The organism is Kribbella qitaiheensis (assembly GCF_042657745.1).
Lineage (GTDB): Bacteria > Actinomycetota > Actinomycetes > Propionibacteriales > Kribbellaceae > Kribbella > Kribbella qitaiheensis.
Window position 1 is genome coordinate 1 of sequence record NZ_JBHSKE010000070.1, and the last position, 19,125, is coordinate 19,125.

General features: G+C 67.3%; 11 protein-coding genes and 1 pseudogene. 11 read left to right on the forward strand and 1 reads right to left on the reverse strand.

Features of this window, described 5'->3' with window-relative positions:
* Positions 1–883: 883 nt before the first annotated feature.
* Entirely contained in the window at positions 884–1,729 is an 846-nt protein-coding gene (locus ACFPJ1_RS37955; protein WP_380111157.1) for a PAC2 family protein, read from the reverse strand.
* A gap of 334 nt (positions 1,730–2,063) precedes the next feature.
* On the opposite strand from ACFPJ1_RS37955, the pseudogene metH reads away from it, so the two are divergent.
* The 11 genes and pseudogenes from metH (at position 2,064) to ACFPJ1_RS38010 (ending at position 18,507) form a co-directional block, all read left to right on the forward strand.
* Positions 2,064–5,479, forward strand: a pseudogene (metH, locus tag ACFPJ1_RS37960) (methionine synthase).
* Positions 5,476–6,126 carry an HAD family hydrolase gene (locus ACFPJ1_RS37965; RefSeq protein ID WP_380111158.1) on the forward strand — a complete coding sequence of 217 codons (651 nt, stop codon included), beginning with the start codon at positions 5,476–5,478 and terminating at the stop codon, positions 6,124–6,126. Before metH ends, ACFPJ1_RS37965 begins: the two are co-directional and overlap by 4 nt.
* A gap of 50 nt (positions 6,127–6,176) precedes the next feature.
* Positions 6,177–7,745: an ABC transporter substrate-binding protein gene (locus ACFPJ1_RS37970; RefSeq protein WP_380111159.1), complete on the forward strand. Its 1,569-nt coding sequence runs from the start codon at positions 6,177–6,179 to the stop codon at positions 7,743–7,745.
* Between the two features lie 264 nt (positions 7,746–8,009).
* The gene (locus ACFPJ1_RS37975; protein WP_380111160.1) at positions 8,010–9,002 is read left to right on the forward strand and encodes an ABC transporter permease; all 993 of its coding nucleotides are present in this window, start codon (positions 8,010–8,012) and stop codon (positions 9,000–9,002) included.
* Between the two features lie 56 nt (positions 9,003–9,058).
* A complete protein-coding gene (locus ACFPJ1_RS37980) occupies positions 9,059–10,840 on the forward strand; it encodes an ABC transporter substrate-binding protein (protein ID WP_380111161.1) in 1,782 nt (593 codons plus the stop codon).
* A 91-nt stretch (positions 10,841–10,931) separates the two neighbouring features.
* Positions 10,932–11,945 (forward strand): ABC transporter permease, encoded by a 1,014-nt coding sequence (locus tag ACFPJ1_RS37985; RefSeq protein WP_380111162.1) that lies wholly within the window; start codon positions 10,932–10,934, stop codon positions 11,943–11,945.
* Positions 11,946–11,980: 35 nt separating this feature from the next.
* Positions 11,981–13,018 carry an ABC transporter ATP-binding protein gene (locus ACFPJ1_RS37990; RefSeq protein WP_380111181.1) on the forward strand — a complete coding sequence of 346 codons (1,038 nt, stop codon included), beginning with the start codon at positions 11,981–11,983 and terminating at the stop codon, positions 13,016–13,018.
* 26 nt (positions 13,019–13,044) lie between these two features.
* Positions 13,045–14,103: an ABC transporter ATP-binding protein gene (locus ACFPJ1_RS37995; protein WP_380111163.1), complete on the forward strand. Its 1,059-nt coding sequence runs from the start codon at positions 13,045–13,047 to the stop codon at positions 14,101–14,103.
* Between the two features lie 220 nt (positions 14,104–14,323).
* Positions 14,324–15,163 (forward strand): MIP/aquaporin family protein, encoded by an 840-nt coding sequence (locus ACFPJ1_RS38000; RefSeq protein ID WP_380111164.1) that lies wholly within the window; start codon positions 14,324–14,326, stop codon positions 15,161–15,163.
* Between the two features lie 39 nt (positions 15,164–15,202).
* Positions 15,203–16,720, forward strand: coding sequence for a glycerol kinase GlpK (gene glpK / locus ACFPJ1_RS38005; protein WP_380111165.1), 1,518 nt, complete (start codon positions 15,203–15,205; stop codon positions 16,718–16,720).
* Between the two features lie 74 nt (positions 16,721–16,794).
* Positions 16,795–18,507 (forward strand): glycerol-3-phosphate dehydrogenase/oxidase, encoded by a 1,713-nt coding sequence (locus ACFPJ1_RS38010; protein ID WP_380111166.1) that lies wholly within the window; start codon positions 16,795–16,797, stop codon positions 18,505–18,507.
* Positions 18,508–19,125 lie beyond the last annotated feature (618 nt).

Here is a 19,125-nt window from a genome sequence, read left to right on the forward strand (position 1 = left end):
AGTGCTCACTTACCAGCGGCTACAGGCACCGAGTCTGCCAGCGACCGACCCGATAACACCCATTAGGTGGTACTTGGATGGTCGCAGAGGTCGCAGGCGTGGGTCGCACGTCGGGGTGGTGTGGGCAGCGACTACTACCTGTCGGTTGGTACGCAAGGGGCTTCCGGCGTTGGGTTTCGCCCCGGCGGGTGGTGGTTGCGGCGATTCGAGGGCTGGTGCTGACAGGTTGTTCGACCACTGGCCGGTTGTTCGTCCACTGGCGGGTTTGTTGGCCGGTTGGGCGGGTTAGTCGGCGGCGTGTGGCTCGTTTCGGGGTCCGCTGGCGGGTCGTTCGCTGGCTGGCGGCTTGTAAGGCGCCAGCGCCCGAACACCCTGTCATCGGGAGGTCGATCGCAGGCCTAGGAGGCGAACGCGTGCAGTGGTGGGGTCCGAGGCCGCACTTTGTGCGCCGGTTGAGTGTCCGGGTGGCCGGGATCTGCTCAGGTGGTGCACAAGGTGCCGGTTTCGGGGGGCCAGCGGAACCTCTGGACAAAGGAAGACCGAAGGTCCGGGCGAGGCAGCTCCCCGACCATCTGGGCAAGTAGCTCCCCGGACGTTAGGAGGAGGAGTTTCCCGGTCCTTGTCGCCATACCTCTCAGCGGCTCCGGGATAGCTGCGTTCCTTCCCTGGTCGGGGTGGTGTGTGTCAAGAGTCGGAACTTGTTCCGATCCCGAAGGGACGCGAAGCGCTCTTGACGCACACCGGCCCGACTAGCACTATCACGCAGCCCGGGGACGCAACCACCCGAGCCTGTACCGGCGGGAACCACCCGAACCTGTGCCAGTGGCCCCACCTCCGCTCGTGGCGCGGCGGTACCCCGGCAGCAGGCGGCCGGGGTACAGGGCTATTCGGGGCGGTCGGTGTTGCGGCGGCGGAGGTAGCGTTCGAATTCGGCGGCTATGGCGTCGCCGCTGGCCTCGGGGAGGTCGGTGGTGTCGCGCTGCTCCTCCAGGGACGCTACGTACTCGGCGACCTCGGGGTCTTCCTCGCTGAGCTCGTCGGCTCCTCGTTGCCAGGCTCGGGCCAGTTCCGGGAGGTCGCCTTCGGGGATCGGGAGGTCTAGCAGGGCCTCCACCTTGCCGAGCAGGGCGAGGGAGGCCTTGGGGCACGGGGTGCCGGCGATGTAGTGGGGGATCGCGGACCAGATCGAGACCGACGGTACTCCGAGGGTGCTGCACAGGTCGGCGAAGACGCCGGTGATGCCGGTCGGGCCCTCGTAGGCCGACGGCTCCAGGCTCCACGATGCGACCAGCTCCGGGTCGGACGAGGAGGCGCTGACCGGGATCGGCCGGGTGTGTGGGGAGTCGGCGAGCAGGGCGCCGAGGACGACGACCAGCTGGGCGTTCGACTCGTCCACCAGTTCGAGCAGTTCGCGGCAGAATCCCCGCCAGCGCATGTTCGGCTCGATGCCGCGGATCAGCAGCACGTCGCGGTCGGTGTCGTCGGGGCGGGCCAGGAAGACCCGGGTGGTCGGCCAGGTGAGCCGCCGGACGCCCTCGTCGTCGAAGTTGACCTGCGGCCGGTTCACCTGGAAGTCGTAGTAGTCCTCGGGGTCGATAGCGGTGACGAGCTCCGCGTCCCACTCCTCGATCAGGTGGTCGACCGCTCCGGTGGCCGCCTCGGCCGCGTCGTTCCAGCCCTCGAACGCGGCGATCACGACCGGATCTCTCAGGTTCGCGAGATCTACCACTCGCCACCCCCTGTCCTAGTCGTCTGTAAGTAGCCGTCCGGCGCTGCCCGAGCCGCCGGTGCCGGACTGCCAGCCTACGTGCATAACGAGGCCGGTGGCGGTGGGGTTCACGGGCAGCGAAAAGTGTCGTGACACCGCACTACCATCTGAGACGGCTGATCAGATACCGGATCGCGAGGCTTGGCCCGGCACCGGGAAGTGGTCAACTGGTTCTTCCCAACGTCAGGCCCTATGTCTGGAGGCCCCGGTGGCTGCAGCAGCGTCCGAACGTCGTGATGACCGTCCCGACCTGCGAGAGGTGCTCGCGCAACGGGTGGTGGTGGCCGACGGGGCGATGGGCACGATGCTGCAGTCCTACGACCTGTCGCTGGAGGAGTTCCAGGGCTACGAGGGGTGCAACGAGATCCTCAACGTGACCCGGCCGGACGTGGTCCGCGAGATCCACCGGGCGTACTTCGACGTCGGCGTCGACTGCGTCGAGACGAACACCTTCGGGGCGAACTTCGCGAACCTGGGGGAGTACGGCATCGGTGACCGGATCTACGAGCTGAGCGAGGCTGGCGCCCGGCTGGCCCGCGAGGCCGCGGACGCCGCGTCGACACCGGACCGGCCCCGCTTCGTGCTCGGCAGCGTCGGCCCGGGCACCAAGCTCCCGACGCTCGGGCACACCACCTTCGGCATCCTCCGGGACGCGTACGCCGAGAACGCGCGCGGCCTGATCGACGGAGGAGCGGACGCGATCCTGATCGAGACCACCCAGGACCTGCTCCAGACCAAGGCGAGCGTGATCGGCGCCAAGCAAACGCTTGCGGCGAGTGGGTCGACCATCCCGGTCATCGTCTCGGTCACGGTGGAGACGACCGGAACAATGCTGCTCGGCAGCGAGATCGGCGCGGCCCTTACCGCGCTGGAGCCGCTGGGCATCGACCTGATCGGGCTCAACTGCGCGACGGGGCCGAAGGAGATGAGCGAGCACCTCCGCTACCTGAGCCGGCACTCGACCATCCCGCTGACCTGCATGCCGAATGCGGGCCTCCCGCAACTGACGGCCGACGGCGCCTTCTACCCGCTGACCCCCGAGGAACTCGCCGACGCGCACGATACCTTCGTCGACTCGTACGGGCTGTCCCTGGTCGGCGGTTGCTGCGGTACGACGCCGGAGCACCTGCGCCAGGTGGTCGAGCGGGTGGGCGGCCGTCCGGTGCAGCCACGTCATCCGCAGCCCGAGGCAGGGGTGTCGAGCCTGTACCAGCACGTCCCCTTCCGGCAGGACACGTCGTACCTGTCGATCGGGGAGCGGACCAACGCGAACGGGTCGAAGGCGTTCCGGGAGGCGATGCTGGCCGAGAACTGGGAGGGCTGCGTCGAGATCGCCCGGGCGCAGATCCGCGACGGAGCCCACCTGCTCGACCTCTGCGTGGACTACGTCGGCCGGGACGGCGTCGCCGACATGAAGGAGGTCGCGAGCCGATTGGCAACCGCCTCGACCTTGCCGATCATGCTGGACTCCACCGAGCCCGCAGTACTGCAGGCAGGGCTCGACATGCTCGGCGGCAGGTGCGCCCTGAACTCGGTGAACTTCGAGGACGGGGAGGCGCCGGAGTCCCGGTTCGCGCGGATCGCCTCGCTGGCCTCGGAGTACGGCGCGGCCGTGGTGGCGCTGACCATCGACGAGCAGGGGCAGGCGCGGACCGCCGAGCACAAGGTGGCGATCGCGGAGCGGTTGCTCGACACCTTGCAGCGGGACTACGGGATCCAGGGGCACGACGTACTGATCGACTGCCTGACGTTCACCCTGGCGACCGGGCAGGAGGAGTCGCGCCGCGACGGGATCGAGACGATCGAGGCGATCCGCGAGCTGAAGCGGCGCCGCCCTGACGTGCAGACCGTGCTCGGCCTGTCGAACATCTCGTTCGGCCTCAACCCGGCCGCGCGGCATGTGCTGAACTCGGTGTTCCTGCACGAGTGCGTCCGGGCCGGGCTCGACTCGGCGATCGTCCACGCGAGCCGGATCATGCCGGTCGCGAAGATCCCGGACGACCAGCGCGAGACCGCGCTCGACCTGATCCACGACCGGCGCCGCGAGGGGTACGACCCGCTGCAGCACCTGCTCGAGCTGTTCGCCGACGTAAAGGCGTCTGACCTTAAGGCGAGCAAGCTGGAGGAGTTGCTCGCGCTACCGGTCAACGAGCGGCTGAAGCAGCGCATCATCGACGGTGAGCGCGCCGGCGTCGAGGCGGACCTGGACGAATCGCTTGCCGCGGGCAAGAAAGCGCTCGACATCATCAACGAGGACTTGCTCGAGGGCATGAAGGTGGTCGGCGAGCTGTTCGGGTCCGGCCAGATGCAGCTGCCATTCGTACTGCAGTCGGCCGAGGTGATGAAGACCTGTGTCGCCCATCTCGAACCGCACATCGAGAAGACCGATGACGAAGGCAAGGGCACGATCGTGCTGGCGACGGTCAAGGGTGACGTACACGACATCGGCAAGAACCTGGTCGACATCATCCTGACCAACAACGGCTACAGCGTGGTCAACCTCGGCATCAAGCAACCGGTGAACGCGATCCTGGAGGCCGCCGAGGAGAACAAGGCGGATGTGATCGGCATGTCCGGGCTGCTGGTGAAGTCGACCGTGGTGATGAAGGAGAACCTCGAGGAGCTGAACCAGCGCGGACTAGCTCAGCGCTGGCCCGTCCTGCTCGGTGGTGCCGCACTGACCCGCGCGTACGTCGAGCAAGACCTCGGCAATCTCTTCGAGGGGGAGGTCCGCTACGCCCGGGACGCCTTCGAGGGACTGCGGCTGATGGATGCCGCGATGGCCGTGAAACGAGGTGTGCCAGGCGCGGCACTGCCCGAGCGGAGGCAACGCCGGGTCAGGTCTGCCACGAAGACGCTCGACCGGCCGCTCGACGAGATCCCCGCGCGGTCCGACGTCGCACTGGACAACCCGGTACCGAAGCCGCCGTTCTGGGGTGAGCGGATCGTCAAGGGGATCCCGCTCGCCGACTACGCGGGATACCTGGACGAGCGGGCGACGTTCCTCGGCCAGTGGGGTCTGCGGGCCACCCGCGGCGCCGACGGTCCGTCGTACGACGAGCTGGTCGAGACCGAGGGCCGGCCGCGGCTGCGGATGTGGATGGACCGGGTGCACACCGAGGGGATCCTCGAGGCGGCGGTGGTCTACGGGTACTGGCCGTGCTACTCCGAGGGCAACAGCCTCGTGGTGCTGGATCCCGAGTCCCACGCGGAGCTGCACCGGTTCGAGTTCCCGCGGCAGCGGCGCGACCGGTTCCTCTGCCTGGCGGACTTCTTCCGGCCGAAGGAGTCCGGCGAGCTCGACGTGGTCGGGTTCCACCTTGTCACGATGGGGCCGAAGGTGGCCGAGGTGACGGGGAGCTGTTCGCGCGGAACGCCTATCGGGACTACCTGGAGCTGCACGGGTTGTCCGTGCAGCTGACGGAGGCGCTCGCGGAGTACTGGCACTCCCGGGTGCGCGACGAGCTGGGGTTCGGCGGCGAGGACGGGGACCTGGACGGGATGCTGCGGGACCAGGCGTACCGCGGCTCGAGGTACTCGTTCGGGTACCCGGCGTGCCCGGACTTGGAGGACCGGGCGAAACTGGTGGGGTTGTTGAAGCCGGAACGAATCGGCGTCCACCTATCTGAGGAGCTGCAGTTGCACCCGGAACAGTCCACCGACGCCCTGGTGGTTCACCACCCCGAAGCGAAGTACTTCAACGCCTCATGACCCTTCAGGCGGTGCTCTGGGACATGGACGGCACGCTGGTGGATTCCGAACCGATCTGGGCCCGGGTGCAGATCGACCTGCTGACCTCGCTCGGTGCGACCTGGACCATCGAGGACTGTGTCGATCTGGTCGGCAGCGACCTCGGTGACGCGGTGAAGGTGTGGATGTCGCGCATCCCGGCCGGCGCGATCGAGCCCGACGAACTGGCCGGACGGATGTACGGCGAGGTGATCCGCTCGCTGAAGGAGGAGGTCGTCTTCCGCCCCGGCGCGGTGGAGCTCCTGCAGGCGCTCAAGCGCGACGGCATCCCCTGCGCGCTGGTATCGGCGTCGTACCGGGTGATGATCGACGCGGTGATGTCGCACCTGCCGCCGGATCTGTTCGACGTGATCGTCGCCGGGGACGAGGTGGCCAACGGCAAGCCGCACCCCGAGCCCTACCTGACCGCCGCCCGCGAGCTGGACGTCGACCCCGTCGACTGCGTGGTGATCGAGGACTCACCGGGCGGTACTGCGTCCGGGACCGCGGCCGGCGCGTTCGTGGTCGCGGTACCGCAATGGGTGGAGATCCCGGCGGCACCGCGACGGCTTGTGATCGAGTCACTCGAGACCGTCACGCCGGACGCGCTGCGAGGCCTGCTCCGTTGACGGGATACCTTCGTTCTGGGACCCGCGGGGGTGTTCTGGGGAAGGGTGGAATGGTGACAGTGTTGAGGCGCCGGGGCGCCTGGGTGGTCGCGGTCGGCGTGCTGGCGGGATCGCTCGCAGCCTGCGGCAAGCCCGCCCAGACCACGCACCAGAGTGGCGAGGCGCCGAAAGACGTGGTCCTCAAGGTCGTCACCGCCGACACGGTCACCTCACTCGACCCGGCCGGTCCCGCCGAGGTCGGGTCCCGCATCCTGCAGGCGAACCTCTACCAGACCCTGCTGACGATGACCCCGGACAAGCCGACCCCGGTGCCGGACGCCGCCGACTGCCAGTACGACGCGCCCACGACGTACACGTGCAGCCTGAAGAACGGGCTGACCTTCCCGAATGGGCACCAGCTCACCTCGTCGGACGTGAAGTTCAGCTTCGACCGGATGATCCGGCTGAAGACCCCGGGCGGTCCGGCGGCGTTGTTCGGGTCGGTCGCCTCGGTGAGCACGCCGGACGAGTTGACCGCGGTGTTCACCTTGAAGAAGCCGGACGCGCGGCTGCCGTACCTGCTGACCATCACCGGCTCGTCGATCGTGGACGAGGAGTCCTACCCGGCGTCGAAGCTGGCGAACGACAAGGCGATCGGTAGCGGGCCGTACCAGCTCACGTCGTACAAGCCGGGCGTGCGAGCGGTGCTCGCCAAGTTCAGCAAATACAAGGGCGCGCGCGGGGCGCAGAACGACGGCGTCGAGGTGAGTTTCGTCTCAGACGCGGCGGCGCTGACCAACGCGATGACCCAGGGCAAGGCTGACCTCGGGGTCCACGGATTCGGGCCAGGCGCGCTGGACCGGCTGCGTACGGCGAACCAGGTGCAGGTGGTCCAGGCGCCGTCCGCGGAGATCCGCTTCTTCGCCTTCAGCATGAAGTCCCTGGTCGCCCGCAAACCCGCAGTACGACGGGCCGTGGCGCAGCTGATCGATCGCCAGGCCATCGCGAAGAAGGCGTACGGCGATCGCGTCACTCCGCTGTACTCCATGGTCCCGCCGGGATTCGGCGGCCAGGTGGACGCGTTCCGTTCGCAGTACCAGGAGCCGAGCAAGACCGCGGCCGCGGCGATCCTGCGTGAGGGGGGCATCACCACGCCGGTCACGCTCACCGTCGGCTGGACGCCCACGCAGTACGGCGCGGGCGCCAAGGCCGAGGTGCTCGAGCTGAAGCGGCAGCTCGAGGCGTCGGGATTGTTCAAGGTGGTCCTGCGCAGCGTCGAGGGGCCGCGGTACCAGCAGCTGGCCCGGGCCGGGGCGTTCGACCTGTACCACGCCGGCTGGCTGCCTGATTACCCCGACAGCGACGACTACCTGGCGCCGTTCCTCCGCGATGGCGGGCTCTACCAGAACGGGTACCGGAGCGCGGCGGCGACCAAGCTGCTGGATCAGGAGATCGCCGAGCAGAACCAGCTCGATCGCGAAGAGTCACTGAAGAGCCTGCAGTTGCTGATCGCTCAGGAAGCGCCCGTCATCCCGACCTGGCAGGGCCAGTTGCCGGTGGTGGCGGCGAAGGGTTTGCGGAACGTGGCGGAGGCGGCGAACCCACTGTCATTCGTTTACTTCTCAGGCTTGCGGAAGTAGTGATGCGGCGTGCCGTGGCCCGCTACCGGGCGGACTTCTCCCCTCACGCACAGCGAGGCGATCGCGACCCCCGGTAGGGGCATGCTTTACTGCGAGTTGTCCCACGATACGGGACGATTTCCTGCGCATCACGATCGGGCAACGCAGCACTTTCCGCGTTTGACTCCGGGCAGTAATGGCGGCAGGTTAAGGCGGCAGCCATACCGGTTTCCGCCGGTCCGACAACTTCCGGTCCGACAACTTTGAGGCAGGGGTACCCATCGCGTGACTACACCACTCGAGGTCGAGCCCGGATCGGCCTTGGCACAGCCGGAAGCCGTAGTCGAGGGCGTCGGCAAGATCGAGGGTCGGTCGCTCTGGCAGATCTCCTGGATCCGGCTCAAGCGGGACAAGGTCGCCATCGCCGGTGGCGTCGTGGTGCTGCTGCTGATCCTGGTGGCCATCTTCGCTCCGCTGATCTGCAAGGTGGTCGGCGTCACCCCGAACGACTTCCATGAGGACCTGGTGGACGCGTCGCTGCAGACCCCGATCGGCAAGTGGAACGGGATCAGCTGGGATCACCCGTTCGGGGTCGAGCCGGTGAACGGGCGCGACATCTTCGCCCGGGTCGTGTACGGCGCGCGGATCTCGCTGCTGATCGCGTTCCTTGCGACGCTGCTGTCGGTGGTGATCGGCACCACGGCGGGCATCATCGCCGGATACTTCGGCGGCTGGATCGACACGCTGATCAGCCGTTTGATGGACATCTTCCTGGCCTTCCCGCTGGTGCTGTTCGCGCTCGCGCTGGTCGGCACGATCCCGGACTCCCTGTTCGGCTTGAAGGGTGACTCGCTGCGGGTCGCGCTGATCGTGTTCATCATCGGCTTCTTCAGCTGGCCCTACATCGGCCGGATCATCCGCGGCCAGACCTTGTCGCTGCGCGAGCGGGAGTTCGTCGACGCGGCCCGCAGTCTCGGCGCACGGCGCCCATACATCCTCTTCACCGAGCTGCTGCCGAACCTGATCGCTCCGATCCTGGTCTACTCGACCCTGCTGATCCCGACGAACGTCCTGTTCGAGGCCGGTCTGTCGTACCTCGGGGTCGGCGTCCGGCCGCCTACGCCCAGTTGGGGCGACATGCTGTCCACGGCTACCAACTGGTACCAGGTCGCACCGCTCTACATGGTTCCGCCGGGTTTGGCCATCTTCATCACGGTGCTGGCCTTCAACCTGTTCGGCGACGGCCTCCGGGACGCCCTCGACCCGCGCTCGCGCTAAGACTTACCTCCAACCAGGGAGCTTGGCTCTCACCGAAAAAAGGGGTGCAACACACAATGAGAAGGAATCGCATCACGACGGCGATCGCCGTCAGTGCGGTCGCCGCGCTGAGCCTGGCTGCCTGCGGGGGCAACGACAACAGCGGCAGCGACAACAGCGGTGGCGGCGGCAACACCGCCAAGGCCGAGTTCAACGCGGCTGTCGGCAAGGTGTACAACCCGTCCGACGCCAAGGGCGGCACGCTGCGGATGGCGGTGACCGAGAACTGGGACTCCGTCGACCCGGGTGACACCTACTACGGTCTGTCCTGGAACTTCATCCGGAACTACGGCCGGAGCCTGGTGGTCTTCAAGTCGGCACCGGGCAAGGAGGGCTCCCAGGTCGTCCCGGACCTCGCCGAGACCCTCGGTGTTCCGAGTGACGGCGCCAAGACCTGGACCTACAAGATCCGCAAGGGCGTCAAGTTCGACGACGGTACCCCGGTGACCTCGAAGGACGTCAAGTACGGCGTCGCGCGCTCGCTGGACAAGACCACGTTCCCGAACGGGCCGACGTACTTCAACGACTTCCTGCTGGATGTCCCGAAGGATTTCAGCCCCTACAAGGACAAGGCGCTGGCGGGTGTCGCCAAGGCGATCGAGACGCCGGACGACCAAACCATCGTCTTCCACCTGAACAAGCCGTTCTCCGGCTTCGACTACTTCGCCCAGCTGCCGGCCACGATGCCGGTACCACAGGCGAAGGACACCGGTGCGAAGTACAAGGAGCACGTCGTCTCCACCGGACCGTACAAGTGGGAGAGCTACCAGCTCGACAAGTTGATGACGCTGGTCCGCAACGACCAGTACGACCCGGCGACCGATCCCGACACCGGCCGCAAGGCGCTGCCGGACAAGATCACCGTCGAGCTGAACGTCAACGGTGCGGACATCGACAACCGCCTGCAGGCCGGTGACCTCGACGTCGATATCGCCGGTACGGGTGTTCAGCCGCAGACTCAGGCCAAGATCCTCGCCGACCCGCAGCTGAAGGCTCACGCCGACTCGGCCGATGTCGTCCGGCTCTGGTTCACCGTGCTGAACAGCGACGTCAAGCCGTTCGACAACATCCACTGCCGCAAGGCCGTGCTGTACGCGGCCGACCACGAGGGCTACCAGCGCGCGTACGGCGGCCCCGTCGGCGGTGACATCGCCACCAACCTGATGCCGCCGCTGCTGCCGGGTTCGAAGCAGTTCGACGACTACGGCTTCAAGACCGACCCCAAGGGCAACCTGGACAAGGCCAAGTCGGAGCTGCAGCAGTGCGGTATGCCCAACGGCTTCAGCACCAACATCACCTACCGCGCCGACAGGACGAAGGAGAAGGCGACCGCCGAATCCCTGCAGCAGTCCCTGTCGCGGGTCGGTATCAAGCTGACGACCAAGCCGTACCCGACCGGCGACTACCTGAAGCTGTACGCCGGCAAGCCGGACTTCGCGAAGAAGAACGGCCTCGGTCTGATCGTCTATGGCTGGGGTGCCGACTGGCCGGACGGCTTCGGGTTCCTGAGCCAGATCGTGGACAGCCGCACCATCCGGCCGACCGGTGGTAACAGCAACCTCGGTGTCCGCATCCCCGAGGTCGATCAGATGATCGACAAGGCGCTGCAGACCACCGACAAGGCCGCTCGTGAGCAGATCTGGGTGGACGTCGACAAGAAGGTGATGTCGGAGGCCGTGATGCTGCCGGGCATTTGGGCAAAGGGTCTGCTGTACCGGCCGGACAATCTGACGAACGTGTTCGTCAACGACGGCTTCAACATGTACGACTACACCGCGATGGGCACGTCCAAGCGCTAGTCGTCCAGGTGTCCTGACCACTTGAGCAGAGGTAGGTGAAGGCTACGGTGGCCGGTGATCGTTATGATCATCGGCCACCACGCCGAGCACGGTGTTCGCATACATTGTCCGACGGCTGATCGGAGCAGTTGTCCTGCTCTTCGTGGTCACGGCCGTCACGTTCTCGATCTTCTTCCTGGTACCCCGCCTAGGTGGTGCGACGGCCGACGACCTGGCCTCGCGCTACGTCGGCAAGAGCGCCGGTGCTGAGCAGATCCACGAGACCGCAGTGAAGCTCGGCTTCACCGATCCCCTCTACGTGCAGTACGGCCGCTTCGTGAAGGGCCTCATCGTCGGCCAGGAGTACAACTACGGGCCGGCTACCGAGCACTGCCCGGCACCGTGCTTCGGTTACTCGTTCCTCAGCCAGACGCCGGTCTGGCCGGATCTGGTCAGCCGATTACCCGTCACCGCCTCGCTGGCGCTCGGAGCCGCCGTCATCTGGCTGCTCGCGGGCGTCACCACCGGTGTGATCTCGGCTCTGAGACGCGGATCGGTCCTCGACCGGTCTATGATGACGGTCGCCCTGGCCGGTGTCTCCTTGCCGATCTTCTTCACCGGTCTGCTGGCCCTGTCGATCTTCAGCTACAAGCTCGGCTGGACGGCCCAGGGTGGAACCAATCCGATGGACGCGGCGAACCCGCTGGAGTGGGCCTACGACCTGATCCTCCCGTGGACCACCCTCGCCTTCCTGTACGCCGCGGCATACGCACGGCTCACCAGGGCAGGAATGCTCGAGACAATGAATGAGGACTTCGTCCGCACCGCCCGGGCCAAGGGCCTGACCGAGCGGAGGGTAATCGTCGAGCACGGGCTGCGGTCGGCTCTGACGCCGATTCTCACCATCTTCGGCCTCGACCTCGGTCTGCTGCTTGGTGGCGCGATCCTGACCGAGACGACGTTCTCGCTGCCCGGGATCGGCCAGTACGCTGTCATCGCGCTGCGGGCGAACGACCTGCCGAAGGTTCTCGGTGTGACGCTGGTGGCGGCGGTGTTCATCATCTTCGCCAACCTGGTCGTCGACCTCCTGTACGCCGTCGTCGACCCGAGAGTGCGGATCCAGTGACCGAGCCGAAGCGAGACACCGTCAAGCAAGACACCGTGCAGCGCGTCGAGCGTGGCGAAGCCTTCCTCGACGTCCGCGATCTCAAGGTCCACTTCCCGACCGACGACGGCATCGTCAAGTCGGTCGATGGGCTGTCCTTCCGGCTCGAGCGCGGCAAGACGCTCGGCATCGTGGGGGAGTCCGGCTCCGGCAAGAGCGTGACCAGCCTGTCGATCATGGGCCTGCATAAGGCCGGTACGGCGAAGATCACCGGCGAGATCTTCCTCGACGGCCAGGACCTGATTTCGGCCAGCCGCGAGGAGGTCCGCAAGCTCCGCGGCAAGCGGATGGCGATGATCTTCCAGGACCCGTTGTCGGCGATGCACCCCTTCTACACGGTGGGCCACCAGATCATCGAGGCCTACCGCGTGCACAACGACGTGAGCAAGCAGGTCGCGCGCAAGCACGCGATCGCGATGCTCGACCGGGTCGGCATCCCGCAGCCGGACAAGCGGGTGGACGCCTATCCGCACCAGTTCTCCGGCGGCATGCGGCAGCGCGCGATGATCGCGATGGCGCTGTCCTGCGACCCCGACCTGCTGATCGCGGACGAGCCGACCACCGCGCTCGACGTGACCGTGCAGGCTCAGATCCTGGACCTGATCCGGGATCTGCAGCGCGAGTTCAACTCGGCCGTCATCATCATCACGCACGACCTCGGCGTAGTCGCCGAGCTGGCCGACGACATCCAGGTGATGTACGCCGGCCGGGCGATCGAGTACAGCTCGGCCGAGGACATCTTCGACCGGCCGCAGCACCCCTACACCTGGGGTCTGCTGGGTTCGATGCCGCGGATCGACCGGGAGCGCAGCGACCGGCTGATCCCGATCAAGGGCACGCCGCCCAGCCTGATCAACGTGCCGCCGGGCTGCCCCTTCAACCCGCGCTGCAACTACGCGCACCTGAACGGCGGCCTGAGCGAGACCGAGCGGCCGGAACTGCTGGACATCGGCAACGGACACCAGGTGGCCTGTCACCTCACCCCGGAGCTGCGCAAGCAGAGCTGGGAAACCGACATCAAGCCGAACCTGTGACCTCACAGGGGACTGACGGAGCAACCGTGACGACGACTGACATCGACCCGACCGCGGCGAAGCCGCCGACCGGCGAGGAGCTGCTGACGGTGACGGGCCTGGTGAAGCACTTCCCGATCCGCAGGGGCCTGCTGCAGCGCCAGACCGGCGCCGTCCAGGCGGTGGATGGCCTGGACTTCACCGTCACCAAGGGCGAGACGTTCTCGCTGGTGGGCGAGTCCGGCTGCGGCAAGACCACGACTGGGCGGCTGCTGACCCGGCTGCTCGAACCGACCGCGGGCAAGATCGTGTTCGAGGGCCGGGACATCACCCACATGTCCGACGGCAAGATCCGGCCGCTGCGTAAAGATGTCCAGATGATCTTCCAGGATCCGTACGGCTCGCTGAACCCGCGCCACACGGTCGGCAAGATCGTCGGTGCGCCGTACAAGCTGCAGCACGTGAAGACCGAGGGCGGCACGAAGAAGGCGGTCCAGGAACTGCTCGAGCTGGTCGGCCTCAGCCCCGAGCACTACAACCGCTACCCGCACGAGTTCTCCGGCGGCCAGCGGCAGCGCATCGGCATCGCCCGGACGCTGGCGCTGCGGCCGAAGCTGATCGTGGCCGACGAGCCGGTCTCCGCGCTCGACGTGTCGATCCAGGCCCAGGTGGTCAACCTGCTGGAGGACCTGCAAGACGAGTTCGACCTGACCTACGTGATGATCGCGCACGACCTGTCGGTGGTCCGGCACGTGTCGGACCGGGTGGCGGTGATGTACCTGGGCAAGATCGTGGAGCTCGCCGACCGGGTCGACCTCTACGAGACGCCGATGCACCCGTACACGCTCGCGCTGCTGTCCGCGGTACCGATCCCGGACACCAAGCGCAGGGCCAAGCAGGAGCGCATCCGCCTGCAGGGCGACGTCCCCAGCCCGATCAACCCGCCCCCGGCCTGCCGGTTCCACACTCGCTGCTGGAAGGCCCAGGACATCTGCAAGACGGTCGAACCGCCCCTGCTCCAGCTGGCGCCCGGCCACCAGACCGCCTGCCACTTCCCGGAGAACCAGCCAGGCGGCGACGCCCCCAAGACCGGCACCGCCAGCTGACCTTCCGCACCACTGACAACGTCCGAAGCACCGTGGGCCACAGCCCTCGGTACTTCGGACGTTGCGCTATCCGGACGAAGTCCTCGCCCCGTCGGGTGTCGCAGTCGGGAGGGGCCTGGCGGCTCGTTCGACAATGTCGAACGAGCAGCGTTGTGCCGCCTCGCTAACGCTCCTACATTCCAGTTCTCCGTGGTCGTCACGGGGTGGAAGGGAGGTCAGCATGGCAACGACCGAGGTAGTCAAGTCGAGGACCCTTCTGGGGGAGTGTTCGGCCGAGTTCGCCGGAACATTCATCCTGATCCTGTTCGGTGTCGGTGTCGTCGCCCAAGTGGTGGCCGGCGGGATCGGCGATCACGACTCGATCGCGTGGGCCTGGGGCATCGGCGTGACCATGGGTGTGTACGTGTCGGCCCGGGTCAGCGGCGCCCACATCAATCCCGCGGTGACGATCGCCCTGGCGGCCTTCCGCGGGTTCGCCTGGCGGAAGGTGTTGCCGTACATCGTTGCGCAGTTCCTCGGCGCGTTCGCGGCGGCGATGGTGGTCCGCTGGAACTACTCCGAGGTCCTGCAGAAGTTCGACCCCGGCCTGACCATCAAGAGTCAGGGCGTGTTCTCCACCCTGCCGGGCAACGGCAGCGTGGAACTCGGGGTCGGCGTGTGGGGCGGTTTCCTCGACCAGATCATCGGTACCGCGATCCTCATGTTGGTCATTCTGGCCATCGTCGACCTGCGCAACACCGCCCCCGCAGCGAACCTCGGCCCGTTCATGATCGGCCTTCTCGTCGTCGGTATCGGGATGGCCTGGGGCACGCTGGCGGGCTACGCGATCAACCCGGCACGTGACTTCGGCCCGCGGCTTGCGTCCGCACTGACCGGATACGGGGGAGACGCTTTCAAGGACCAGTTCGGGGATCTCTATTTCTGGGTCCCGATCGTGGGACCGATCATCGGGGCGCTCATCGGCGCGTTCCTCTACGACCTGCTGGTCGGCCGGAACCTGCCGGTCGGCGACGTCGACGAGGAGCCGGGCCGGGTCCCCGAGGAGGAGACGACAGCATGATCCACGGGACCACAGCGCAGTGTGAGGAGAGGACAATCCATGGCTGACTTCGTAGGTGCCGTCGACCAGGGCACCACGAGCACCCGTTTCATGATCTTCGACCACTCCGGCAACGAGGTGGGCATCCACCAGCTGGAGCACGAACAGATCCTGCCGCAGGCCGGCTGGGTCGAGCACAACCCGGTGGAGATCTGGGAGCGCACCAGTGCGGTGATCCGGACCGCGATGAACGCGAACAACCTGCAGCCGAGCGACCTGGCGGCGCTCGGCATCACCAACCAGCGTGAGACGGCCGTGGTGTGGAACCGGAAGACAGGGCGGCCGTACTACAACGCGATCGTCTGGCAGGACACCCGGACCGACCGGATCGCCTCGGCGCTGGAGCGCGAAGGCAAGGGCGACGTGATCCGGCAGAAGGCCGGTCTGCCGCCGGCGACGTACTTCTCGGCCGGCAAGATCCAGTGGATCCTGGAGAACGTCGACGGGGTCCGCGCGGCCGCCGAGGCCGGTGACGCCGTCTTCGGCAACACCGACAGCTGGGTGCTGTGGAACCTCACCGGCGGCACCGACGGCGGCGTACACGTCACCGATGTCACCAACGCCAGCCGCACGATGCTGATGAACCTGGAGACGCTCGACTGGGACGACGAGCTGATCTCGTTCTTCAACATCCCCCGCCAGATGCTGCCGGAGATCCGGCCGTCGTCCGACCCGAACAAGTACGGCGAGACGCTGGCGAACGGCCCGCTCGGCGGCGTCGTGCCGCTGACGGGTGACCTCGGGGACCAGCAGGCGGCCACCGTCGGCCAGGTCTGCTTCAACCCGGGCGAGGCCAAGAACACCTACGGCACCGGCAACTTCATGCTGCTGAACACCGGGACCGAACTGGTCCGTTCGAAGGCCGGCCTGCTCTCCACGATGTGCTACAAGTTCGGCGACGACGCTCCCGTCTACGCGCTGGAGGGATCGATCGCCGTCACCGGGTCGGCCGTCCAGTGGCTGCGGGACCAGCTCGGCATCATCTCGGGCGCGAGTGAGACCGAGACCCTGGCCCGGCAGGTCCCGGACAACGGTGGCGTGTACTTCGTGCCGGCGTTCTCCGGGTTGTTCGCGCCGTACTGGCGGTCCGACGCTCGCGGGGCCATCGTTGGGTTGTCGCGGTTCAACACGAACGCTCACCTGGCGCGCGCAACACTGGAAGCGATCTGTTATCAGAGCAAGGACGTCGCCGACGCGATGGAGAAGGACTCGGGGGTCAAGCTCGAGGTCCTGAAGGTCGACGGCGGGGTCACGGCGAACGAGCTCTGTATGCAGATGCAAGCCGACATCCTCGGCGTCCCGGTGAGCAAGCCGGTCGTCGCGGAGACCACCGCGCTCGGTGCGGCGTACGCGGCCGGTCTGGCGGTGGGCTTCTGGAACAACACCGACGAGCTGGTCCAGAACTGGAACGAGGCCAAGCGTTGGAGCCCGCAGTGGGATGACGACCAGCGTGCCGCTGGGTACAAGGGCTGGGAGAAGGCCGTCCAGCGCACGCTCGACTGGGTGGACGTCGACTGACGCCGGCCCAGGCTAGGCAATAACACAGAGTAACAACAGGCAACAAGAAGTAACACGAGGGAAGGATCAGCACAGTGGGCGTAGTGGCACTGTCACCGCAGGCGAGGACCGAGGCCATCGAGGCGATGGCGGACGGCCGGGAGCTCGATGTCCTGGTGATCGGTGGCGGGGTGGTGGGCAGCGGGTCGGCCCTCGACGCCGCAACTCGGGGCCTGACTACCGGGCTGCTGGAGGCTCGCGACTTCGCGAGCGGAACCTCCAGCCGGTCGAGCAAGTTGGTGCACGGCGGCCTGCGCTACCTGGAGATGCTGGACTTCCGGCTGGTCCACGAGGCGCTGCAGGAGCGCGGTCTGCTCCTGCAGCGCCTGGCACCGCACCTGGTCAAGCCGGTGCCGTTCCTCTACCCCCTGCAGCACCGGTGGTGGGAGCGGATCTACGCCGGCGCCGGCGTCGCGCTGTACGACGCGATGGCGTTCAGCTCGGGCCACGGCGGCGGCATGCCCATCCACAAGCACCTGACCCGCCGCGGAGCGATGCGGCTGGCCCCGAGCCTCAAGAAGTCCGCCCTGGTCGGAGCACTGCAGTACTACGACGCCCAGGTCGACGACGCCCGCCACACGATGGAACTGGCCCGTACCGCGGCGTCGTACGGCGCGCACGTCGCGAACCGGGTCAAGGTGACGGGATTCCTGCGCCAGGGTGAGCGGGTCACCGGCGTGCAGGCGAAGGACCTGGAGAGCGGACGCGAGTTCGAGGTACGGGCCAAGCAGGTCGTCAACGCGACCGGGGTCTGGACCGACGACACCCAGGGGATGGTCGGCGAGCGCGGGCAGTACCACGTACGCGCCAGCAAGGGCATCCACCTGGTCGTGCCGAAGGACCGGATCCAGTCCAGCACCGGCATGATCCTGCGGACCGAGAAGTCCGTGCTGTTCATCATCCCGTGGGGCCGGCACTGGCTGATCGGCACCACCGACACCGACTGGAACCTGGACAAGGCGCACCCGGCCGCGACCAGCAAGGACATCGAGTACCTGCTCGACCACGTGAACGCCGTGCTCACCACCCCGCTGACCCGCGAGGACGTGGAGGGCGTGTACGCCGGGCTCCGGCCGCTGCTGGCGGGGGAGTCGGAGAGCACCTCGAAGCTGTCCCGCGAGCACGTCGTCGCGCACGCGGCGCCCGGTCTGGTGGTTGTTGCCGGCGGCAAGTACACGACGTACCGGGTGATGGCCAAGGACGCGATCGACGCGGCCGCGAACGCGCTCGACGGCCGAGTGCCCAAGTCCGTCACCAAGAGCACCCCGCTGGTCGGCGCCGACGGGTACCACGCGATGTGGAACCAGCGGCACCTGATCGCGCAGCGCTCCGGTCTGCACGTGGCCCGGATCGAGCATCTGCTCAACCGGTACGGCGCGCTGGTCGACGAAGTGCTCGCACTGGTCGCGGTGGACCCGTCGCTGGGGGAGCAATTGCCCGGCACGCAGGACTACCTCAAGGCGGAGATCGTGTACGGCGCCACCAACGAGGGAGCCCGGCACCTGGACGACGTACTGGCCCGGCGCACTCGGATCTCGATCGAGGCCTGGGACCGCGGCGTCGAGGCGGCGGAGGCGGCCGCACGGCTGCTGGCGCCGGTGCTCGGCTGGGACGAGGCGACGATCGAGCGCGAGGTCTCCTTCTACAAGCAGCGCGTCCAGTCCGAACGCGACTCCCAGGAACAACCCGACGACGAGTCGGCCGACAAGGTCCGCCTGGGCGCTCCGGATATCGTCTCGCCTGCCTGAGTACGGCGCCGCCTTTCCGCGGTGGCGGGGGGTGGTTCGTCCGGGTATGGGTGCGGGTGGTTCCGCGGGCTCCGCTGCGTGAGTGTGCTAGTCGGGATGGGGTGCGTCAAGAGCGCCTTCGGCGTCCCTTCGGGATCGAGCGAGCTCGACTCTTGACCCACCCCATCCCGACCAGGGAAGGACGCAGCTACGCGGATCCCGCGGAGAAGTGTGAGCCGGGTCTGGGGTGGTGTTTTCGGGGGTGGGGTGTACTGGGCGACAGGTAGTACTTGGATGGTCGCGGAGGTTCAGGCGTGGGTGGCCCGCCGGGGTGGTGTGAACCGCGACTACTACCTGTCGGTCGGTACGTCAGCGGCTCCCGGGGGCGGGGTTTCGTCCCGGTGGGTGGTGGGTTTCGCCTGGGTGGGGGTGGTTGTGCCGATTCGGGGCTGGCGATGGCGGGTTGTTCGTCCACTGGCGGGTTGTTGGCCGGGTGGGCGGGTGGTCGACGGCGTGTGGCTCTCTTCGGGGTCCGCTGAATGGCTGTTCGACCACTGGCGGCTAGTTAGGCGCCAGTGGCCGAACAACCCGTCATCGGGAGGCCGATCGCCCGGGCTGCGGCCGAACGGCGTGCGGTGG

Coding starts and splice junctions, on each gene's coding strand:
- ACFPJ1_RS37965 (WP_380111158.1), top strand. CDS start 5,476: ATGACCCTTCAGGCGGTGCTCTGGGACATGGACGGCACGCTGGTGGAT.
- glpK (WP_380111165.1), top strand. CDS start 15,203: ATGGCTGACTTCGTAGGTGCCGTCGACCAGGGCACCACGAGCACCCGT.
- ACFPJ1_RS37980 (WP_380111161.1), top strand. CDS start 9,059: ATGAGAAGGAATCGCATCACGACGGCGATCGCCGTCAGTGCGGTCGCC.
- ACFPJ1_RS38000 (WP_380111164.1), top strand. CDS start 14,324: ATGGCAACGACCGAGGTAGTCAAGTCGAGGACCCTTCTGGGGGAGTGT.
- ACFPJ1_RS37970 (WP_380111159.1), top strand. CDS start 6,177: ATGGTGACAGTGTTGAGGCGCCGGGGCGCCTGGGTGGTCGCGGTCGGC.